The organism is Pedobacter aquatilis (assembly GCF_030409415.1).
Taxonomy (GTDB): domain Bacteria; phylum Bacteroidota; class Bacteroidia; order Sphingobacteriales; family Sphingobacteriaceae; genus Pedobacter; species Pedobacter aquatilis.
In genome coordinates this window covers 103018-119086 of record NZ_JAUFPW010000009.1, presented here as the reverse complement: position 1 = coordinate 119086, position 16069 = coordinate 103018, and the positions used below count along the sequence as shown (strand labels likewise).

At 36.0% G+C, this 16069-nt stretch carries 15 protein-coding genes; 9 read left to right on the top strand and 6 right to left on the bottom strand.

Going from position 1 to position 16069, the window contains the following annotated elements:
• Positions 1-53 precede the first annotated feature (53 nt).
• Positions 54-1124: a DUF5694 domain-containing protein gene (locus QWY86_RS02645; RefSeq protein WP_290238402.1), complete on the bottom strand. Its 1071-nt coding sequence runs from the start codon at positions 1122-1124 to the stop codon at positions 54-56.
• A 142-nt stretch (positions 1125-1266) separates the two neighbouring features.
• On the opposite strand from QWY86_RS02645, the gene QWY86_RS02640 reads away from it, so the two are divergent.
• The gene (locus tag QWY86_RS02640; RefSeq protein WP_290238400.1) at positions 1267-1854 is read left to right on the top strand and encodes a DUF6624 domain-containing protein; all 588 of its coding nucleotides are present in this window, start codon (positions 1267-1269) and stop codon (positions 1852-1854) included.
• 1 nt (position 1855) lies between these two features.
• On the opposite strand, the gene QWY86_RS02635 is transcribed toward QWY86_RS02640, so the two are convergent.
• From QWY86_RS02635 to QWY86_RS02615, 5 genes are all read right to left on the bottom strand, one after another.
• Positions 1856-3007, bottom strand: coding sequence for a M28 family metallopeptidase (locus tag QWY86_RS02635; protein WP_290238397.1), 1152 nt, complete (start codon positions 3005-3007; stop codon positions 1856-1858).
• A 90-nt stretch (positions 3008-3097) separates the two neighbouring features.
• The gene (locus tag QWY86_RS02630; RefSeq protein ID WP_290238395.1) at positions 3098-4015 is read right to left on the bottom strand and encodes a DUF6607 family protein; all 918 of its coding nucleotides are present in this window, start codon (positions 4013-4015) and stop codon (positions 3098-3100) included.
• A gap of 26 nt (positions 4016-4041) precedes the next feature.
• The gene (locus QWY86_RS02625; RefSeq protein WP_290238393.1) at positions 4042-5199 is read right to left on the bottom strand and encodes a PepSY-associated TM helix domain-containing protein; all 1158 of its coding nucleotides are present in this window, start codon (positions 5197-5199) and stop codon (positions 4042-4044) included.
• A 9-nt stretch (positions 5200-5208) separates the two neighbouring features.
• Complete coding sequence (locus tag QWY86_RS02620) at positions 5209-7596, bottom strand: TonB-dependent receptor (RefSeq protein WP_290238392.1); 2388 nt, start codon at positions 7594-7596, stop codon at positions 5209-5211.
• Between the two features lie 202 nt (positions 7597-7798).
• Positions 7799-8500, bottom strand: a complete 702-nt coding sequence (locus tag QWY86_RS02615; protein WP_290238390.1) for a DUF4397 domain-containing protein — start codon at positions 8498-8500, stop codon at positions 7799-7801.
• 518 nt (positions 8501-9018) lie between these two features.
• On the opposite strand from QWY86_RS02615, the gene QWY86_RS02610 reads away from it, so the two are divergent.
• From QWY86_RS02610 to argB, 8 genes are all read left to right on the top strand, one after another.
• Positions 9019-9720 (top strand): GNAT family N-acetyltransferase, encoded by a 702-nt coding sequence (locus QWY86_RS02610; RefSeq protein ID WP_290238388.1) that lies wholly within the window; start codon positions 9019-9021, stop codon positions 9718-9720.
• Positions 9720-10913 carry an argininosuccinate synthase gene (gene argG, locus QWY86_RS02605; protein ID WP_290238386.1) on the top strand — a complete coding sequence of 398 codons (1194 nt, stop codon included), beginning with the start codon at positions 9720-9722 and terminating at the stop codon, positions 10911-10913. The genes QWY86_RS02610 and argG overlap by 1 nt, the downstream gene beginning before the upstream one ends.
• 21 nt (positions 10914-10934) lie before the next feature.
• Positions 10935-11288, top strand: coding sequence for a four helix bundle protein (locus QWY86_RS02600; RefSeq protein ID WP_290238383.1), 354 nt, complete (start codon positions 10935-10937; stop codon positions 11286-11288).
• Between the two features lie 44 nt (positions 11289-11332).
• Positions 11333-12310, top strand: a complete 978-nt coding sequence (gene argC, locus QWY86_RS02595) for an N-acetyl-gamma-glutamyl-phosphate reductase (RefSeq protein WP_290238381.1) — start codon at positions 11333-11335, stop codon at positions 12308-12310.
• A 25-nt stretch (positions 12311-12335) separates the two neighbouring features.
• Entirely contained in the window at positions 12336-12704 is a 369-nt protein-coding gene (locus QWY86_RS02590) for a four helix bundle protein (RefSeq protein ID WP_290238379.1), read from the top strand.
• Between the two features lie 25 nt (positions 12705-12729).
• On the top strand, positions 12730-13866 hold the full coding sequence (locus QWY86_RS02585; RefSeq protein ID WP_290238377.1) for an aspartate aminotransferase family protein: 1137 nt from the start codon (positions 12730-12732) through the stop codon (positions 13864-13866).
• Between the two features lie 93 nt (positions 13867-13959).
• On the top strand, positions 13960-14934 hold the full coding sequence (locus tag QWY86_RS02580) for a Rossmann-fold NAD(P)-binding domain-containing protein (RefSeq protein ID WP_290238376.1): 975 nt from the start codon (positions 13960-13962) through the stop codon (positions 14932-14934).
• Positions 14935-15015: 81 nt separating this feature from the next.
• Entirely contained in the window at positions 15016-15804 is a 789-nt protein-coding gene (argB, locus tag QWY86_RS02575; RefSeq protein WP_290238374.1) for an acetylglutamate kinase, read from the top strand.
• The last annotated feature ends 265 nt before the right edge of the window (positions 15805-16069 follow it).

Sequence of the window (16069 nt, the reverse complement as noted above, 5' to 3'; positions counted from 1 at the left end):
TGATTCGTACCAAGAAATGACGATAGTGGGTAGCGTTAACTCAAAAGTTTTTATTACTTCAAATCATTATAATTTATAATTTTAACATCGCTGTTTTTGGCTAGAATTTCTTCCAATATTTTGCGATGTGCCGCACCTACACCAACCACAACTCTTTTGGCATTTTTTGCTTTTGCTTGTTCCATAATGTTCTTACACATGCCCTCATTTCTTAGGGTCCATTGTGCTATCATTTCTTTAACCGCTTCGGTTGGGAAGCCTGCATAGCCATAAAACTTTTTGCCACCGTAAAAATTCCACGCATCATTAAGTTTTGCGTATTCATCAGTATTCATGCCTGCATATTCGTCGTTAATAAATTTCTTCTCTTCGCTATCTGCGTAGTTTGAGTATTTTTCAATTGCTTTTAAAGTTTTTGCTTCAGGAGAAAGGCTATCATTTTTTGCCTTAGCCGACAAAATTTTAAAAAGTGAATCAGTTTTGCCCCATGCAGCACCCCAGGGTTTGTCATAAGCCTGGCAATCCATATTGTAAATTTGGTTTTGACCAAGCTGATAGATTAGTGGAAAGTAAATTTTATTGTATTCACTGGCAGGCCTGAAAACATTTAGCTTCTTTAAAGAATCCGTACCGCCAAACATTTTATTGTAAGTGGCTTTTTCCTCGTTACCAAAATTTTGCTTCATGTAACTCTCCAAAACGAAAATCTGATAGTCGAAATTTCCTCTATCCCAATTCTTAGCATATTCAACAGCCAATTCCATTCTTGTTTTATGGTAATAAGGGAAAGATGAAAGTGCTTTTTGATTTTTTTTAATCCTAGTATTTAAATTTTTAGGGGTTTCTGGATTAAGTCTTTCTATGAAACTCACTTTTTTTGCAAATCCTTCTTTAGCCCAGTTATTATCTTCAAGTTTTGCGTAGTCTGCTGCTGGTATGTACTCGCCGAATACCATATCAGGTTGGAAATTCTTTAATTTTTCTATTACTGCCTCAAAGTTTTGTTTTGATTTAGAATTGTTATGACTTGAACCAACAATTACAATTTCAATTTGCGCTTTTGAAGTGAGTGTTGCGCCAATTAAAATTAATAGCGATAAGCAGATTTGGTGTATCTTTTTCATAGAGAATTTTGTTTTTAATTTGTTGATTCAAATATTAAAAGAAGATACAACTGTGAGTATTTAATTATTCCAACGGGTTAAAATTTTATACCAATGGTTTATTTTAAATATAAATGTTATTTTACCTAAAAAATTAGTTAGTATGAAGATTTCTTTATTTTTTCTCTTATCGTTTATTGCATTAAATTCGTTTGGGCAATCAAAAATAAATTCAGCTTTAGCAAAAAGCATAAATATGATGTTTGAAGAGGATCAAAAATGGAGAGCTGAATACAACAAAATTAATTTTGGCGAAAAATCTGACTATGATGAGCCTACGGTAAATAAGATGTTAGCTGAAACTGATAGTGGGAATTTAATTTTGGCAAAAAAAATTATTTTGAAATACGGTTTTCCGGGATATAATTTAGTTGGAACGGAAGCAAGTAATCAATTTTGGTCGATAATTCAGCATTGCGATGACGATTTAATTCTTCAAAAGAAAGCGCTATTCTTAATGGACAAAGAAGTTAAACGCAAAAACGCTTCGGCTTCGAATAATGCTATGCTTAGAGATAGAATTTTAGTAAGTGAGGGTAAAAAGCAAATCTATGGAACACAAGTTCGATATAATGTTGAGTTGAAAAAAAGTCAGCCGTTTCCAATTACAGACCCTGAAAATGTAGATATTAGAAGAAAATCTGTGGGGCTTACAACTTTGGCTGAGTATTTAAAATTATTCAATCGTTAGCCTACTCCATCATTTTTTTATTAAAACTAATAATCAACTTAAATAAATCATTGTATTCTGTTAAGGGGAGATCTTGCTCTGTGTCGAAAACATCGTGGTAAGCAGTTGGCCCTCCTTGGGTGTAAAAGAAAAACGCAGGTACTCCTTTTTCACTAAAGAAATAATGGTCGCTGTTTGCTGCTTTCCCTCTCGGGTTAATTTTGGAAATTAACTTTTGTTCTTGATTAACCTCATTTAATAACGCAAAAGCTTTTGGATAAACACTTGCATTAACAACTGTCATTCCTGCTTCGCCGGTTCCAACCAAATCTAAATTTAGCAGGAACTTTATATTACTTAATGGAACTATTGGATTTTCCACAAAATATTTAGAGCCTAATAAGCCAGCTTCTTCGGCAGCAAAACATATAAAACCGATTGAATAGGATTGTGGGTTTGCCGCATAATATTTTGCAAGGCTTAACAAGGTTGCAACGCCAGCAGCATTATCATTTGCACCTGGGAAATAAGTGTTTGATCCCATTCCGCCAAGATGATCATAATGTGCGGTTATCATTAAAACCGAATCGGGATATTTTGTGCCTTTTACAATCCCAACAATGTTCGACGCCTTGAAATCGGGGAGAAATTTATTTTCAATATCAACCTCTATCAATTTGTAAGGCTGATTAATAGCAGATTTTTTAACGATAAGTGTTGTCCTATCTTGAACTTTTTGCGCTACAGACCAGGTTAATCTCTCTTCAACTTGAAAGTTTAATCCTGCCACATCTGCTAAATTTAAGCTATCCTTAATCACATCTATAATTGCATTTATGCTATTACTGGATGGTTCAACAATGAAATCTACACCCGGAACTAGTTTTTTGCCATCAATTTTCAGGTTCATTTTACCGGGGAAAGTATTTACAGCGAAAGTAAAATCCTGTTTATAATTTTCACTCAAAGTTGACACTCCAATTTTTTTGTATTCGGATGATAGAAAATTTGCTGCTTTTGCCATCCCATCTTTAGTATAACCTCTTCCCCAAAAACTTTTTGAAGTTAGGGTTTTGATGATATTACGAGTGTATGTTGAGTCTTGTGCAAAGCCATTTATCGAATTAATTAGAAACAGCAGCAAAAGAATTTTCCTTATAGATATAATATGCATAAGCTAATTTAGTGAATGAAATTTAACTCAAAATAAAAGCCATTTAACTTTTACATTAAACGGCTTTAAAGGGGTCTGAATATCTTCTTATTATTTAGCTAAATACGGTTGTAAGGCGGTTTTCACCTTTTCTTTGTTTTGTGTTGCAGTCCATTTTTCTTTAATAGATTGGTCGCCAAGATTAAAAAGTGTTTCGTACAGTAATTTTCCATTCGCCATTGTTTTTACTTTAAATGTATCATTTGAGCCGATAATATCTGCCCATACATTGCGTACATCTGCCCAATAAGTTTGTTGGCTAGCCCACCATTTTTGTGCAAAGGCAAAGGCTTTTGGGTCAATTTTGGTAAATTCTTCGTAGCCTTTTTCTACTGCAATTAATTTATCACCTTGTGGAGAACGAACAATTTTTTTATTGTCTTGTTCAAACATCCAACCATCTTTCGTAATGTTAATTCTGCTGCCGCGATTTAAAACGTTGTAATCTTTACGTACTGTCGATTCCCTTCTTGGAAGGGGAGAATCTGTTTCGCTAGACCAAGAATCATGTCCGCCAATATGGCTCCAAGTTCCTATTCCCTGATAACGGGGACTATCATCAACCTGATAAACTTTTTGAGTCCATTTCCCTTTAACATCTGCAGCTGTTAAATTCCCTTTTTTCCAAGCATTATCCTGCGTGTAAAGCATAATGTTGGTGTCTTCGTAAGTCCAATCTTGGCGCCAGTGTTTAATAACTGTAGAATCATTAATCGCTAACATGTGCTGAATAACAATTCTTTTTGGCTCATCTACAATAATTTCTGCCCATTCCTTACCATGACTTCTGTAAGGTTTGCTGAACTGATAATTTGCATCTGGAGAAGTTACTTCGCCATAATTGAAATTTACTTTATAAAAACCAGCCAATGATTTAATAGCTTTTCGATCTTGCTCTAATTTATCTTGAGCGAAAGCTTTAACAGAAATAAGTGCTGCTAAAACTAATATTAAGTTTAAAATTTTCATTTTATTTTTAATTATGATTGTGTTAATCAAACCGCAACTGCGGGATTTTTTTTCTTTTTCTTTTTGCCCCACCAAATAATGAAACCGGTAATTGGTAAACTTGCTGCGATTAAGCTTGCAAAAAAAGCTAAAATTTTTCCAGGTAAACCAAGTATTGCACCAACATGGATATCGTAATTCATTCGGTAAATTTTATCGGCAACTGTTGCATTTTTAATTTTTCCGAAAACATGTTTAACTTCCAATTCCTTCAATGTGTGTTGGTCGTAATATCTGTAATCTGATTTCCAGTAGGTTTCAGGATCTGGGTTTTTAGCAATTTCTATTGATGCTTTTTCATTTTCCGGAACGTGCACATCAATACTACCTTTAAATTTTGGGTCACTTTCTAAGTATTTTTGCCAAATCTTATCTGCTGCTGATGCGTTAATTTTCAGATTCGAATTAGAGGTTGTATCAGAGAAAGTCTCCGTAAATTCTGTTAAGGATTTTCCTCCTGATGTTGCGAAGTACATTGATTTGGCAAACCATTGGAAACCCATTACCATTCCCGATAATGCAATAAATATGACGATCCAGGTCATATAAAAACCCAGAATGTTATGAAGATCGTAATTACGCCTTTTCCATTTTGCATTCCATTTTATCGAAAACCGTTGCTTTGAAGCAGCTTTTGTTTTAGGCCACCACAACACCAATCCGGATATTAGTAGAAGTACAAAAATTAATGTAGCACTTGTTAATATAGGCTGACCAATATTTGGAGGAAGCCAAAGGTAATAGTGTCCCATGATAACGATTCTAAAGAAATCATCATTCATGTTTTTAACATTTAATACTTCACCAGTATATTGATTTACAAAAACGATGTAATAGTATTCTGGGTCAAAATTATAGTAAACAACTTGCGTGGTTTTACCAGGCTGATAGGTAACACTATGGGCGTGCTTATTTGGAAGTGCTTTATCAGCAATTTCTTTTAACTGCGTAGGTGATAATAAGGGTTTATTCTGGATTTCCAGTTTCCTGTAAGGTTGGGTTACATTTTCAATCTCCTTTTCAAAAGCTAAAATACAACCGGTGATGCCTAAAAAGCATACGAATAGCCCGGATGTTAATCCGAGCCATAAGTGAATTTGTCCAATCCAATATTTTAAAGTTTTTTTCTTTTTCTTTACAAACATTGATGTTAATTAAAATTTATAAGCAACAGTAATTCTGTAATTTCTTGGCGCTTCTGCCTGATAGTAATACGCGTTTAACCACTCGTAGTAAGAACCGCTGAATAGGTATTTATTAAGGATATTAAAGGCATTACCTGTAATTTTAAATTTCGGACGCTCGTAAAATAAACCTCCATCTAGTTTAAAATAGTTCGGTAACTTTTGTAAACCAACACTCCAGGTATCGGTTGCTCTATCAGCTAAATATGTAAAGCCTGCAGAAATACCAGAACCTTTTAATGAGCCGTTTTGTAAGGTATAGGTTAACCAAGCATTTGAAACATGCTTTGCGAAACCTGGAACTACATCACCAACACTAATTCCGGTAACTCCTGGTGTAACTTCGGTTACTTTAGCATTGGTATAAGCGTAATTTGCAACTAAAGTTAATCCATCAGTAATTTTACCTCTTAAATCAAATTCAATTCCTTGTGCTTTTTTCTCTCCCAAAACAACACTAAAGTTGGTTCCAGGTGTATTTGTTGGGTCGGCTGTTAGCTCATTTTGTTTAAGGATTCTATACGCTGATAAAGTAGTGTTCCACTTACCATCAAACCAATCTTTTTTAATACCGATTTCATTGTTTGTGCCAGTAATGGGTTGTACTTTTCCGCCATTGCGGAGTAATCCACTTTGTGGCGTAAATGCTTCATCGTAAACCGCATAAATTGCCGTGTTTTTATCAAGTGATACACTTAAACCAACTCTTGGTGTAACTTTTTTAGCTTTATATGGTGCGCCACCCCAATTTGCCTGACTAACATAAGTATATCGCCCAGCCAATGTTAAACGAATTCTATTTGCCCAAAAACCTAACTCATCCTGAACGTAACCACTTAAATATTTAGAATCCATTAAACCTCCAGCATTAATTGCCCTTTGTTGCAAAGATGTTGCACGGTCGAAGTTTGGATAGCCATTTGATGGAAAATTATAGTTAGGATTATTTAAATCAAATGGTGAAGAAGCTAAGTCTAAATCGTGAGATTGACCCCAGTCTGCAAGATAGTTTTTCTTTCCTCCATCAAAACCAGCCAAAATACGGTGATTAATTCCACCGGTTTTAACTTGCCCATTAATAAATAACTGTGCTAACTTCATGCTACTCTCTGCATCCCAAATTGCAACGTTTCTGATAACCGTGCTGTTTGCGTTTACTGCAGAAGGCCACGAACTGTAGCCCATTTGATCGTATTTAAAATAAGCAGCCTGAGCGGTTAATTTCCAATTCTCATCAAAATTATGCTGCAAGTTTAAAAATAAACTCTGGTCGTTAATACGTGTCGGCGGAACGCCAGGCTGAGTCATTGTTAATTCTCTTGGATAGGCTGCATAACCATTTGGCGAGAAAATATAATAAGAGCCAACTTCAGTCATTTTCGCATTTTGGAAAGTATATTCCGCAGTGAATTTTGTCTTATCAGTAATTTGATAACTTAAAACAGGAGAAATGCTATATCTGTCGTTTTGTTCGTAGGGTCTGAAAGAACCTTTAGTTTGCGCTGCACCATTTAACCTGAACAATAATTTACCATCGCTGGTTAATTTGCGGTCTAAATCAATACTGGTTCTGTATAAATCATAACTTCCTAATGTGAACGACACTTCTCCGCGATTAAATCCAGTTGGTTTTTTTGTTACCACATTATACATGCCACTTGGGTCGCCGTTTCCTAACATAAACCCCGCCGGACCTTTAACGAACTCAATGTGATCTACAAAACTCATATCTTCAGTAAGTGGGCCCCAAAATGATGAAACGACGTTAAAGCCATTACGCATGGCCTGAATTTGAGAACCACGCATAGTAATGTTGGTGTACATATCTCCCCAGTGTTCTACACGTACTGCACCACTTACATTTCTAATCAAACCATCACTCATACTAATAATTTGCTGGTCTTTTATAACTTGATCACTTACGGTCTGAATGTTTTGAGGTGCTTCAAGTAAAGGTTCGTTTAATCTTAAAGATGCCGATGGAAGGCTGATTTTATATCTGTTCTTCTTTCCTGCGATAATTACATCCTCCAAAGCCTGATCGGTTTCTTGGAGTGTAAAATCTACTGTTTTGGATTCTCCGGCAAGAATAGTTATTGATTTTTCTGCTGACTCTATACCAACGGCTGATACTTTGATTGTATATGTGCCTGCCTTGATACGATGGATGGTATATTGTCCATTATCATCTGTAGTGGTTCCATTTCCGCTACCTTTTAATCCAACTGAAATATATGCTGCGGATTTGCCATTTTTGGTTCTGATAACACCCTTAATTGAACCAAATTGCTGGGAAAAAACTTGTATGGATGTAAGTAAAAGTAAAATTGTTAAATAAACAGGTATAAATCTTTTCATTATATTTATTTGGATTAATTATAAACAGTTGCAAAATAACGGTTCATATTTCTTTTATCCAAATTTATTTTGACTAATTCTAAATAAGCTATTATTGTTTTAGATTGCGTTCCAACTGAGTAGATGTAACAAAAAAAGGCCAGTTGTGAAACTGGCCTGAAACGAAGAGAATTTATGTTTTGTGTTAACTGTTTTTAATTAATTATTTTATAACTAGAACCTGCAAGCTTAGGGGTTTTTCAGTATCATTAGCCGGCGTTACCAAACCGCCACAAATAATATCATAATGAAAACCCGCAGCGAGTGTTACATCAGCCTTTGTTGTTTTGATGGCGCCAGTTGCGGTATCTTTTACATCTAATGAAATCGTACCGGCATCAACAGTGATAAAGGAACTAACCGTTTTATAAGCTTTATTATTAATTAATGATGTTGCAGCACCAGTTTTTGCTAAATCTAATGCAGGCGCATCAACAGATAAATTTATAAAGCGAATGTAAGCTTTATCGCTTGTTGATAAGGAGACATCATCAGCAACTAAAAAACCATCTAACTGCCCAGGCTTATTTACCAGATAATAAGAATAGTTCGAACTTGGGTTTAAGGTTATGTCCTTAGTATGTAATGCATCTGTGCTACTTGCGCTGGTAAATTTTAAGCCATAAGCACCTGAGCTTCTTGAAACATAGGATGTTGAGCCCAGAAATGGTAAGGCAGCAGAATTTATGATATTGCCAGATAAATAAACATTAAAGGTGGATAAACTAGGAGAACCATTAACAACTCTCACATAAGAAATAGTTGTATCGATTGTTTCAGTTTTACCGCAAGCGCTTAAAATGGTTGAGCATACTGCTAAAGCAAAAATTATAAAACGTGTTTTGTGTTGAGTAAAGTTGCACATAATTAATAGAGGATTTTGTTTAAATTTTAAAATTGGAACGAATTAGGAATCGCATTCGCTACACTATGCAAATATTGATTTAATAGATGTTTACAAATGTTAAATCTTGTTAAGCATATGTTAAAGTCCGTTTCAGCTGTAAATTTTACCTCGTAATCCATTTCAGAATAGCTTCGTTAGTCAGATTAGTTTAAAAAATCATCATTAAAACATAAAAAAATCAGTTTAATATTGTGTAACTCAATTATTATTTAAACCTTTGCACCTCAATGGAGTTAAAGCCGTTTTAATACGTTAAGAATGATTAAACAATTTTTACATAAACTTTCGAATATCACAGCATATTTAGTAGCTGGTGAAAGTTTATTTATTAATCGTTTTCAACCCGTATTTTACTATCCCACAAGTCGGCAAAATTTTACTCCGCGTATTTAGTACTCAACTAAACGCTATGAGGAATTGATCCTCTCTAAAAACCCAATTAACAAGAATACTTATAATTTTTCGTTAGAAAACGAATGGATATTAACGAATTTATAGTGCAGGTTGCACTTCCTGAACATCGTGTATTTGCAGAACAAATCGTAACCGAGATGGCCGAATCTGCTAAAGCACGTGGTACGGGCATTGCAAAACGTTCTCCTGACTATGTTGCAAATAAAATGCAAGAAGGTAAAGCGGTTATTGCATTCCATAAGGATGGTACGTGGGCTGGCTTTTGCTATATCGAAACCTGGAGTCATGGGCAATTTGTTGCCAACTCAGGTTTAATCGTATCGCCTGAATTTAGAAAAGCAGGCTTGGCCCATGCCATCAAAGAAAAGGTTTTTGAGCTTTCCAGAAGCTTATATCCAAAAGCGAAGATTTTCGGGTTAACTACGGGTTTGGCTGTAATGAAAATTAATTCTGATTTAGGTTATGAGCCAGTAACTTATTCTGAATTAACGCAGGATGAAGAATTTTGGAAAGGCTGCCAAAGCTGTGTAAACTTCGAGATTTTGAAAATGAAGGAACGTAAAAACTGCATGTGCACTGCTATGCTTTACGACCCTGCTACGCAAAAGCACGATGCTGCTAAAAAATTTGCTGAAGAACTGCAAAAGAAACCTAAGTTATATGAGCGATTTATGCGCATAAAGCAACGTTTAGTTGTTAAACCTAAGCCTAAATCTGGCTTAAAAGTAATAATGTTTTTATTTACCCTATTATTCAATAAGTAATGAACAAAGTAGTTTTAGCTTTTAGCGGAGGTTTAGATACCTCATTTTGCTGTATTTATTTAGCACAAGACCGTGGATTGGAAGTTCACTCTGTAATTGTAAATACTGGTGGTTTTTCTGATGAGGAATTGGAGGAAATTGAGAACAGAGCTTATGCTTTAGGGGTGAAATCTCACGCTGTGGTGGATGAAACTGAGAGTTACTATGATGAGTGTATTAAGTATTTGATTTACGGAAACGTATTAAAAAATGCAACTTACCCACTTTCTGTAAGTGCAGAACGTGTTAGTCAGGCTACTGCAATTGCTAATTATGTTAAAAAAATTGGTGCAGATTACGTTGCGCATGGTAGTACGGGTGCAGGTAACGACCAGGTACGTTTTGACATGATTTTTAATATCTTAATTCCAGGTGTAGAAATCATTACACCGATTAGAGATTTAAAATTATCCCGCGAAGCGGAAATAGAATATTTAGCCGAACATGGTGTTGAGTATAGTGCAGCTAAAGCAACTTACTCCATTAATAAAGGTTTGTGGGGAACTTCGGTTGGTGGTAAAGAAACTTTAACCTCCCATGATACTTTACCCGAAAGTGCGTGGCCAACTCAGGTAACTGAAACAGAAGCCCGTAAGGTTGAACTTACTTTTGAAAAAGGTGAATTAGTAGCGATTGATGGTGAAACCTTAGCACCTGTTAGGGCAATTCAAAAACTTCAAGCCATGGCTCAACCTTTTGGTATCGGTCGCGATATTCACGTTGGCGATACGATTATCGGTATTAAAGGTCGCGTGGGTTTTGAAGCTGCGGCACCAGTTTTAATTATTAAGGCACACCATACTTTAGAAAAACACACGCTTACGAAATGGCAGTTAAGCTGGAAAGAGCAATTATCTTCTTTCTATGGTAACTGGCTGCACGAGGGTCAATTCCATGATCCAATTATGCGCAATATCGAAGCTTTTTTAACAGATACGCAGAAGGTGGTTAGCGGTAAAGTTTTTGTTGAATTGTTGCCTTATCGTTTCCAAATTATTGGTATAGAATCGAAACATGATTTGATGAGCAATAAATTTGGCAGCTACGGCGAAATGAACAATGCCTGGAGCGGGGAAGACGTTAAGGGTTTCTCTAAAATCTTTGGTAATCAGGTAATGATTTGGCATAAAGTGAACTCTGAAGTTCAGAGTTAAATGTAGAAAGTTTAAAGTTATATGCAGGATTATAAAGTGCTATTGGTTTGGAGAAAGGCACATCATTTCACATTAAAAATGTACATGCTCGTTGCTACTTTTCCTAAAGATGAAACATATAACTTAATTAGCCAAGTTAAAAGATCTTCATCATCAATTCCAACTAATATTGCGGAAGGCTGTGGAAGATTTACACAAAAAGATTTGGCAAATTTTTTACAAGTTGCTCTAGGCTCTAGCCACGAGTTAGAATACCAATTATTATTATCAAAAGACTTGGGATTTATTCAAGCAGAACAATATTTAGAATTAGAAAAGGAAGTTGGAGAAATAAAAGCAATGTTAATCTCCTTGATTAAAAAGGTTAGAATTTAAAATATGCTTTACGACTTTATACTTTCAACTTTAAACTTTCAACTATGTTAAAAGCAGGAATTATCGGTGGTGCAGGTTATACAGGCGGCGAAATGCTCCGTATTCTGATTAACCACCCAAATGTTGAAATTGCTTTCGTAAATAGTACCAGTAACGCTGGAAATTTAATTTCTGATGTGCACACTGATTTAATTGGTGACACCGATTTGAGGTTTACAAATGAAATCTCACAAGACATTGACGTTTTGTTTTTATGTGTTGGGCATGGCGATGCGAAGAAATTTTTAGCCGATAATCCGATTAACGACAACGTCAAAATTATCGATTTATCTCAGGATTTTAGGTTAGCTCAAAATTCGTCAATCGAAAATCGTCAATTCGTTTACGGTTTACCAGAGTTAAATCGCGATGAGATAAAATCTGCAAACAACATTGCTAATCCAGGTTGTTTTGCCACTTGTATTCAATTGGGTTTATTGCCGTTGGCTGCAAAAGGCTTAATAAATGCAGAAGTTCACATCAACGCAACTACAGGTTCAACTGGTGCCGGACAAAGTTTAGCTGCAACTTCTCATTTTAGCTGGAGAAATAATAACCTTTCCATTTATAAAGCTTTCGAGCATCAGCATTTGAATGAAATTGGCGAAAGTTTATTACAGTTACAACCCTCACTATCGGAGGCTTTGAGTTTCATCCCGCAACGCGGAGATTTTACAAGAGGTATTTTGGCTGCGATGTATTTGGAAAGTGATTTAACCTTAGAAGAAGCGCAAACTATTTACCAAGATTACTACAACAATCATCCTTTTACTCACGTAAGTCGGAAAAACATCGATTTAAAGCAGGTTGTAAATACCAATAAGGCGCTGGTTCATGTAGAAAAACATGGCAACAAATTATTTATCATCAGCATTATTGATAACCTTTTAAAGGGCGCAAGCGGACAAGCGGTTCAGAATATGAATTTAATGTTTGGCTTGGAAGAAAATGCGGGACTGAAATTGAAAGCGGTAGGGTTTTAAGTTTTAAGTAATACGTTATAAGTGTATGCAAAATTTTAAAGAATTGAAAGTTTGGGAAAAAGCACATCAACTTACACTTAGTATTTATAAAACAAGCGCCAAGTTTCCAAAAGAAGAGATTTACAGTCTAACTAATCAACTTCGGCGGGCGTCGGCGTCAGTACCAGCAAACATCGCCGAAGGTTGCGGTAAAAATTCACAAGCAGATTTGGCTAATTTTTTAAATATTTCTTTAGGCTCGGCCAATGAAACTGAATATTTTTTGATATTATCAAGAGATTTGGATTACCTAACTGAAGAACAATTCACAATTTTATCAAACAGTATTAACGAAGTTAAGGCAATGCTTATCAATTTAATTTCGAGAGTGAGAGCAGCCAAACCTATAACTTAAAACGTACAACTTATAACATAGTAATATGCAGCTATTCGACGTATACCCTCTTAACGATATAGAAATTACAAAAGCATCTGGCAGCAATGTTTGGGATGCTAACGAACAAAAATATTTAGATTTATATGGCGGTCACGCGGTGATTTCCATTGGCCATACCAACCCTCATTATGTAAATCGCTTAACTGAACAATTAAACAAAGTTGGATTTTACTCTAACTCGGTTAAAATTCCTTTGCAAACACAATTAGCAGAGAAATTAGGTCAGGTTTCTGGTAAAAAAGATTACCAATTGTTTTTGGTAAATTCTGGTGCCGAAGCAAATGAAAATGCTTTGAAACTCGCTTCATTTTACAATGGAAGAAAGAAAGTAATTGCTTTTAGTGGCGCTTTCCACGGTCGTACTTCGTTGGCAGTTGCGGTAACGGATAACCCTAAAATTGTAGCGCCTGTTAATCAAACTGAAAATGTAATCTTCTTGCCTTTTAATAATGAAGTGGCTTTAGAAGAAACCTTCAAATCGCAGGGCGATGAAATTTCTGCGGTGATTATAGAAGGCATTCAAGGTGTAGGTGGAATTAAAGAAGCTTCAAAAAGTTTCTTACAAAAAATCCGTTCACTTTGTGATGAATATAACGCGGTTTACATTGCCGATTCAGTTCAATGCGGTTATGGCAGAACTGGTTTGTTTTATTCTCACGATTATTCTGGTGTTGAAGCTGATGTTTATACTATGGCAAAAGGCATGGGCAACGGATTTCCAGTAGCAGGAATTTCAATTGCACCAAAATTTAAACCTTGGCATGGCGAGTTAGGTACAACCTTCGGCGGTAACCACTTGGCTTGCGCTGCGGCTTTGGCTGTTTTAGAAGTGATGGAGCAAGATAATCTGATGAAAAATGCAGAGGAAATTGGTAACTATCTAATCACTGAATTGAAGAAATTTGAGCAGGTAAAAGAAGTTCGCGGTCGTGGTTTAATGATTGGTATAGAATTGCCAGAAGAATTGGCGCATGTTAAAAAAGAGTTATTATTTAAACATTTCATCTTTACTGGCGAGGCAAAACCGAATGTTATTCGTTTATTGCCAGCTTTAAATTTAACCAAGGCACATGCTGATGAGTTTTTGGCGGCTTTCAATTTAGTTTTAAGTTCTAAGTAGTACGTTTTAAGTACACAGAACTTTATTTGTAAATTATTTAGACGAGGGATACGAAACTTACAACGTATAACTTACTACTTACAACGTTTTAAAATGAAACTTTTCACTTCCGTACACGATGTTCCAAGCATCAAACAATTTGTAAAAGATGCGCTTGAATTAAAGGCGAATCCTTATGCGCATCAAAGTTTGGGTAAAAACAAAACCTTAGGTTTGGTTTTTATGAACCCAAGTTTACGTACCCGTTTAAGCACTCAAAAAGCTGCCTTAAATTTAGGTATGAATGTTATGGTAATGAATCTGGATAAAGAAGGTTGGGCCTTGGAAACTCAGGATGGTGTGGTAATGAACGGTTCAACGGTTGAACACATTCGCGAAGCTGCAGCGGTAATGGGGCAATATTGCGATATCTTAGGCTTGCGTTCTTTCCCGAAATTAAACAATCGTGAGGAAGATTACAGTGAAGATTTCTTTAATAAATTTGTGAAATATTGTGCCGTTCCTGTAGTGAGTTTGGAAAGTGCAACTCGTCACCCTTTACAAAGTTTTGCAGATATTATTACCATTCACGAAACCTGGACTAAACAACCGGATGGCAGAAAACCAAAGGTAGTTTTGGCTTGGGCGCCACACGTAAAAGCTTTGCCACAGGCTGTTCCAAACTCTTTTGCCGAATGGATGTGTAAAGCGCAGGATGAGGGTATGATTGATTTTACCATCGCTCAGCCTGAAGGTTATGAGTTGGCTGAAGAATTTACGCCTGGAGCAGATATTCAGTACAATATAGAAGAGGCCTTAGCTGGCGCTGATTATGTTTATGTGAAAAACTGGAGCAGCTACAAAGAATACGGTAAAGTTTTAACTTATCCTGATGGCTGGATGATGAATAACGAAAAGCTGAAATTTACAAATGATGCTAAAGTGATGCATTGCTTGCCAGTTCGCAGAGATTTGGAATTATCTTCTGAAATTTTAGATGGACCGAACTCATTGGTTATACACGAAGCTGGAAACCGTTTATGGGCTGCACAAGCAGTAATTAAAGCGGTTTTGGAAGAATTGAAATAAACAGCACGTCATTGCGAGGCACGAAGCAATCTCTGCTTGAAAGATTGCTTCGTGCCTCGCAATGACGAAATTATTAATAAAATGAAACAACTCACCATCATCAAAATAGGCGGAAACGTAATTGATAATTCTGAAAACTTACATCAGTTTTTATTGGATTTTACGGCTTTGCCTGGCTATAAAATTTTAGTTCATGGAGGTGGTAAAATTGCCACCGAACTTGGCGAAAGCTTAGGTATTGAAGCCAAAATGGTTGAAGGCAGACGTATTACTGATATTGAAACTTTGCGGATTGTGACGATGGTTTACGCTGGTCTAATCAACAAAAACATGGTTGCGCAATTGCAAGCTAAAGGTAGTAACGCAATCGGTTTAACTGGCGCAGATGGAAATATAATCAAAGCTAAAAAACGTCCTGTTAAAGAAATCGACTATGGTTTTGTTGGCGATTTAGATGAAACATCGGTTTCTTCAACTACGTTGGATAGTTTGTTAAAAGCTGGTTTAGTGCCTGTTTTGTGTGCGATTACACATGATGGAGACACCCAACTTTTAAATACCAATGCAGATACCATTGCTTCATCGGTTGCTGTTGCGATGTCATCACTTTACGAAACTCGTTTGGTATATTGTTTCGAGAAGAAGGGTGTATTGAGAGATGTGAATGATGATGCATCAGTTGTTCGGGAAATAAAAGCGGATGAATTTGAGGGTTTAAAAGCCGATGGAACTGTTCAGGGTGGAATGATACCAAAACTGCACAATGCTTTTGAGGCGATTAAAAAAGGTGTTTCTGCAGTTTACATCGGCAAAGCCGATGAATTGAATGAGCTTGAAGAAGGAACATTCGGAACGAAGATGCTGAAGTAAGGTAAAGGGCGAAAGGTATAAGGACGATGGCATTTCGCAATGTCGGCGTAAATAAACCTGATAGGAGCGGAAATACTTTTTTTAGCAGAAACCCTGAATATCTGTCATGCTGAGGTACGAAGCATCTGCAAACGATGAAACAGATGCTTCGTACCTCAGCATGACAAGAAGTTTAAAAAAGATTGAAGTGAATAGCAGGACCGAACCACAAAAAGAAATACGGAACCTGCTTTTCAAATAATAATATCGGTATAATCAATCCGAA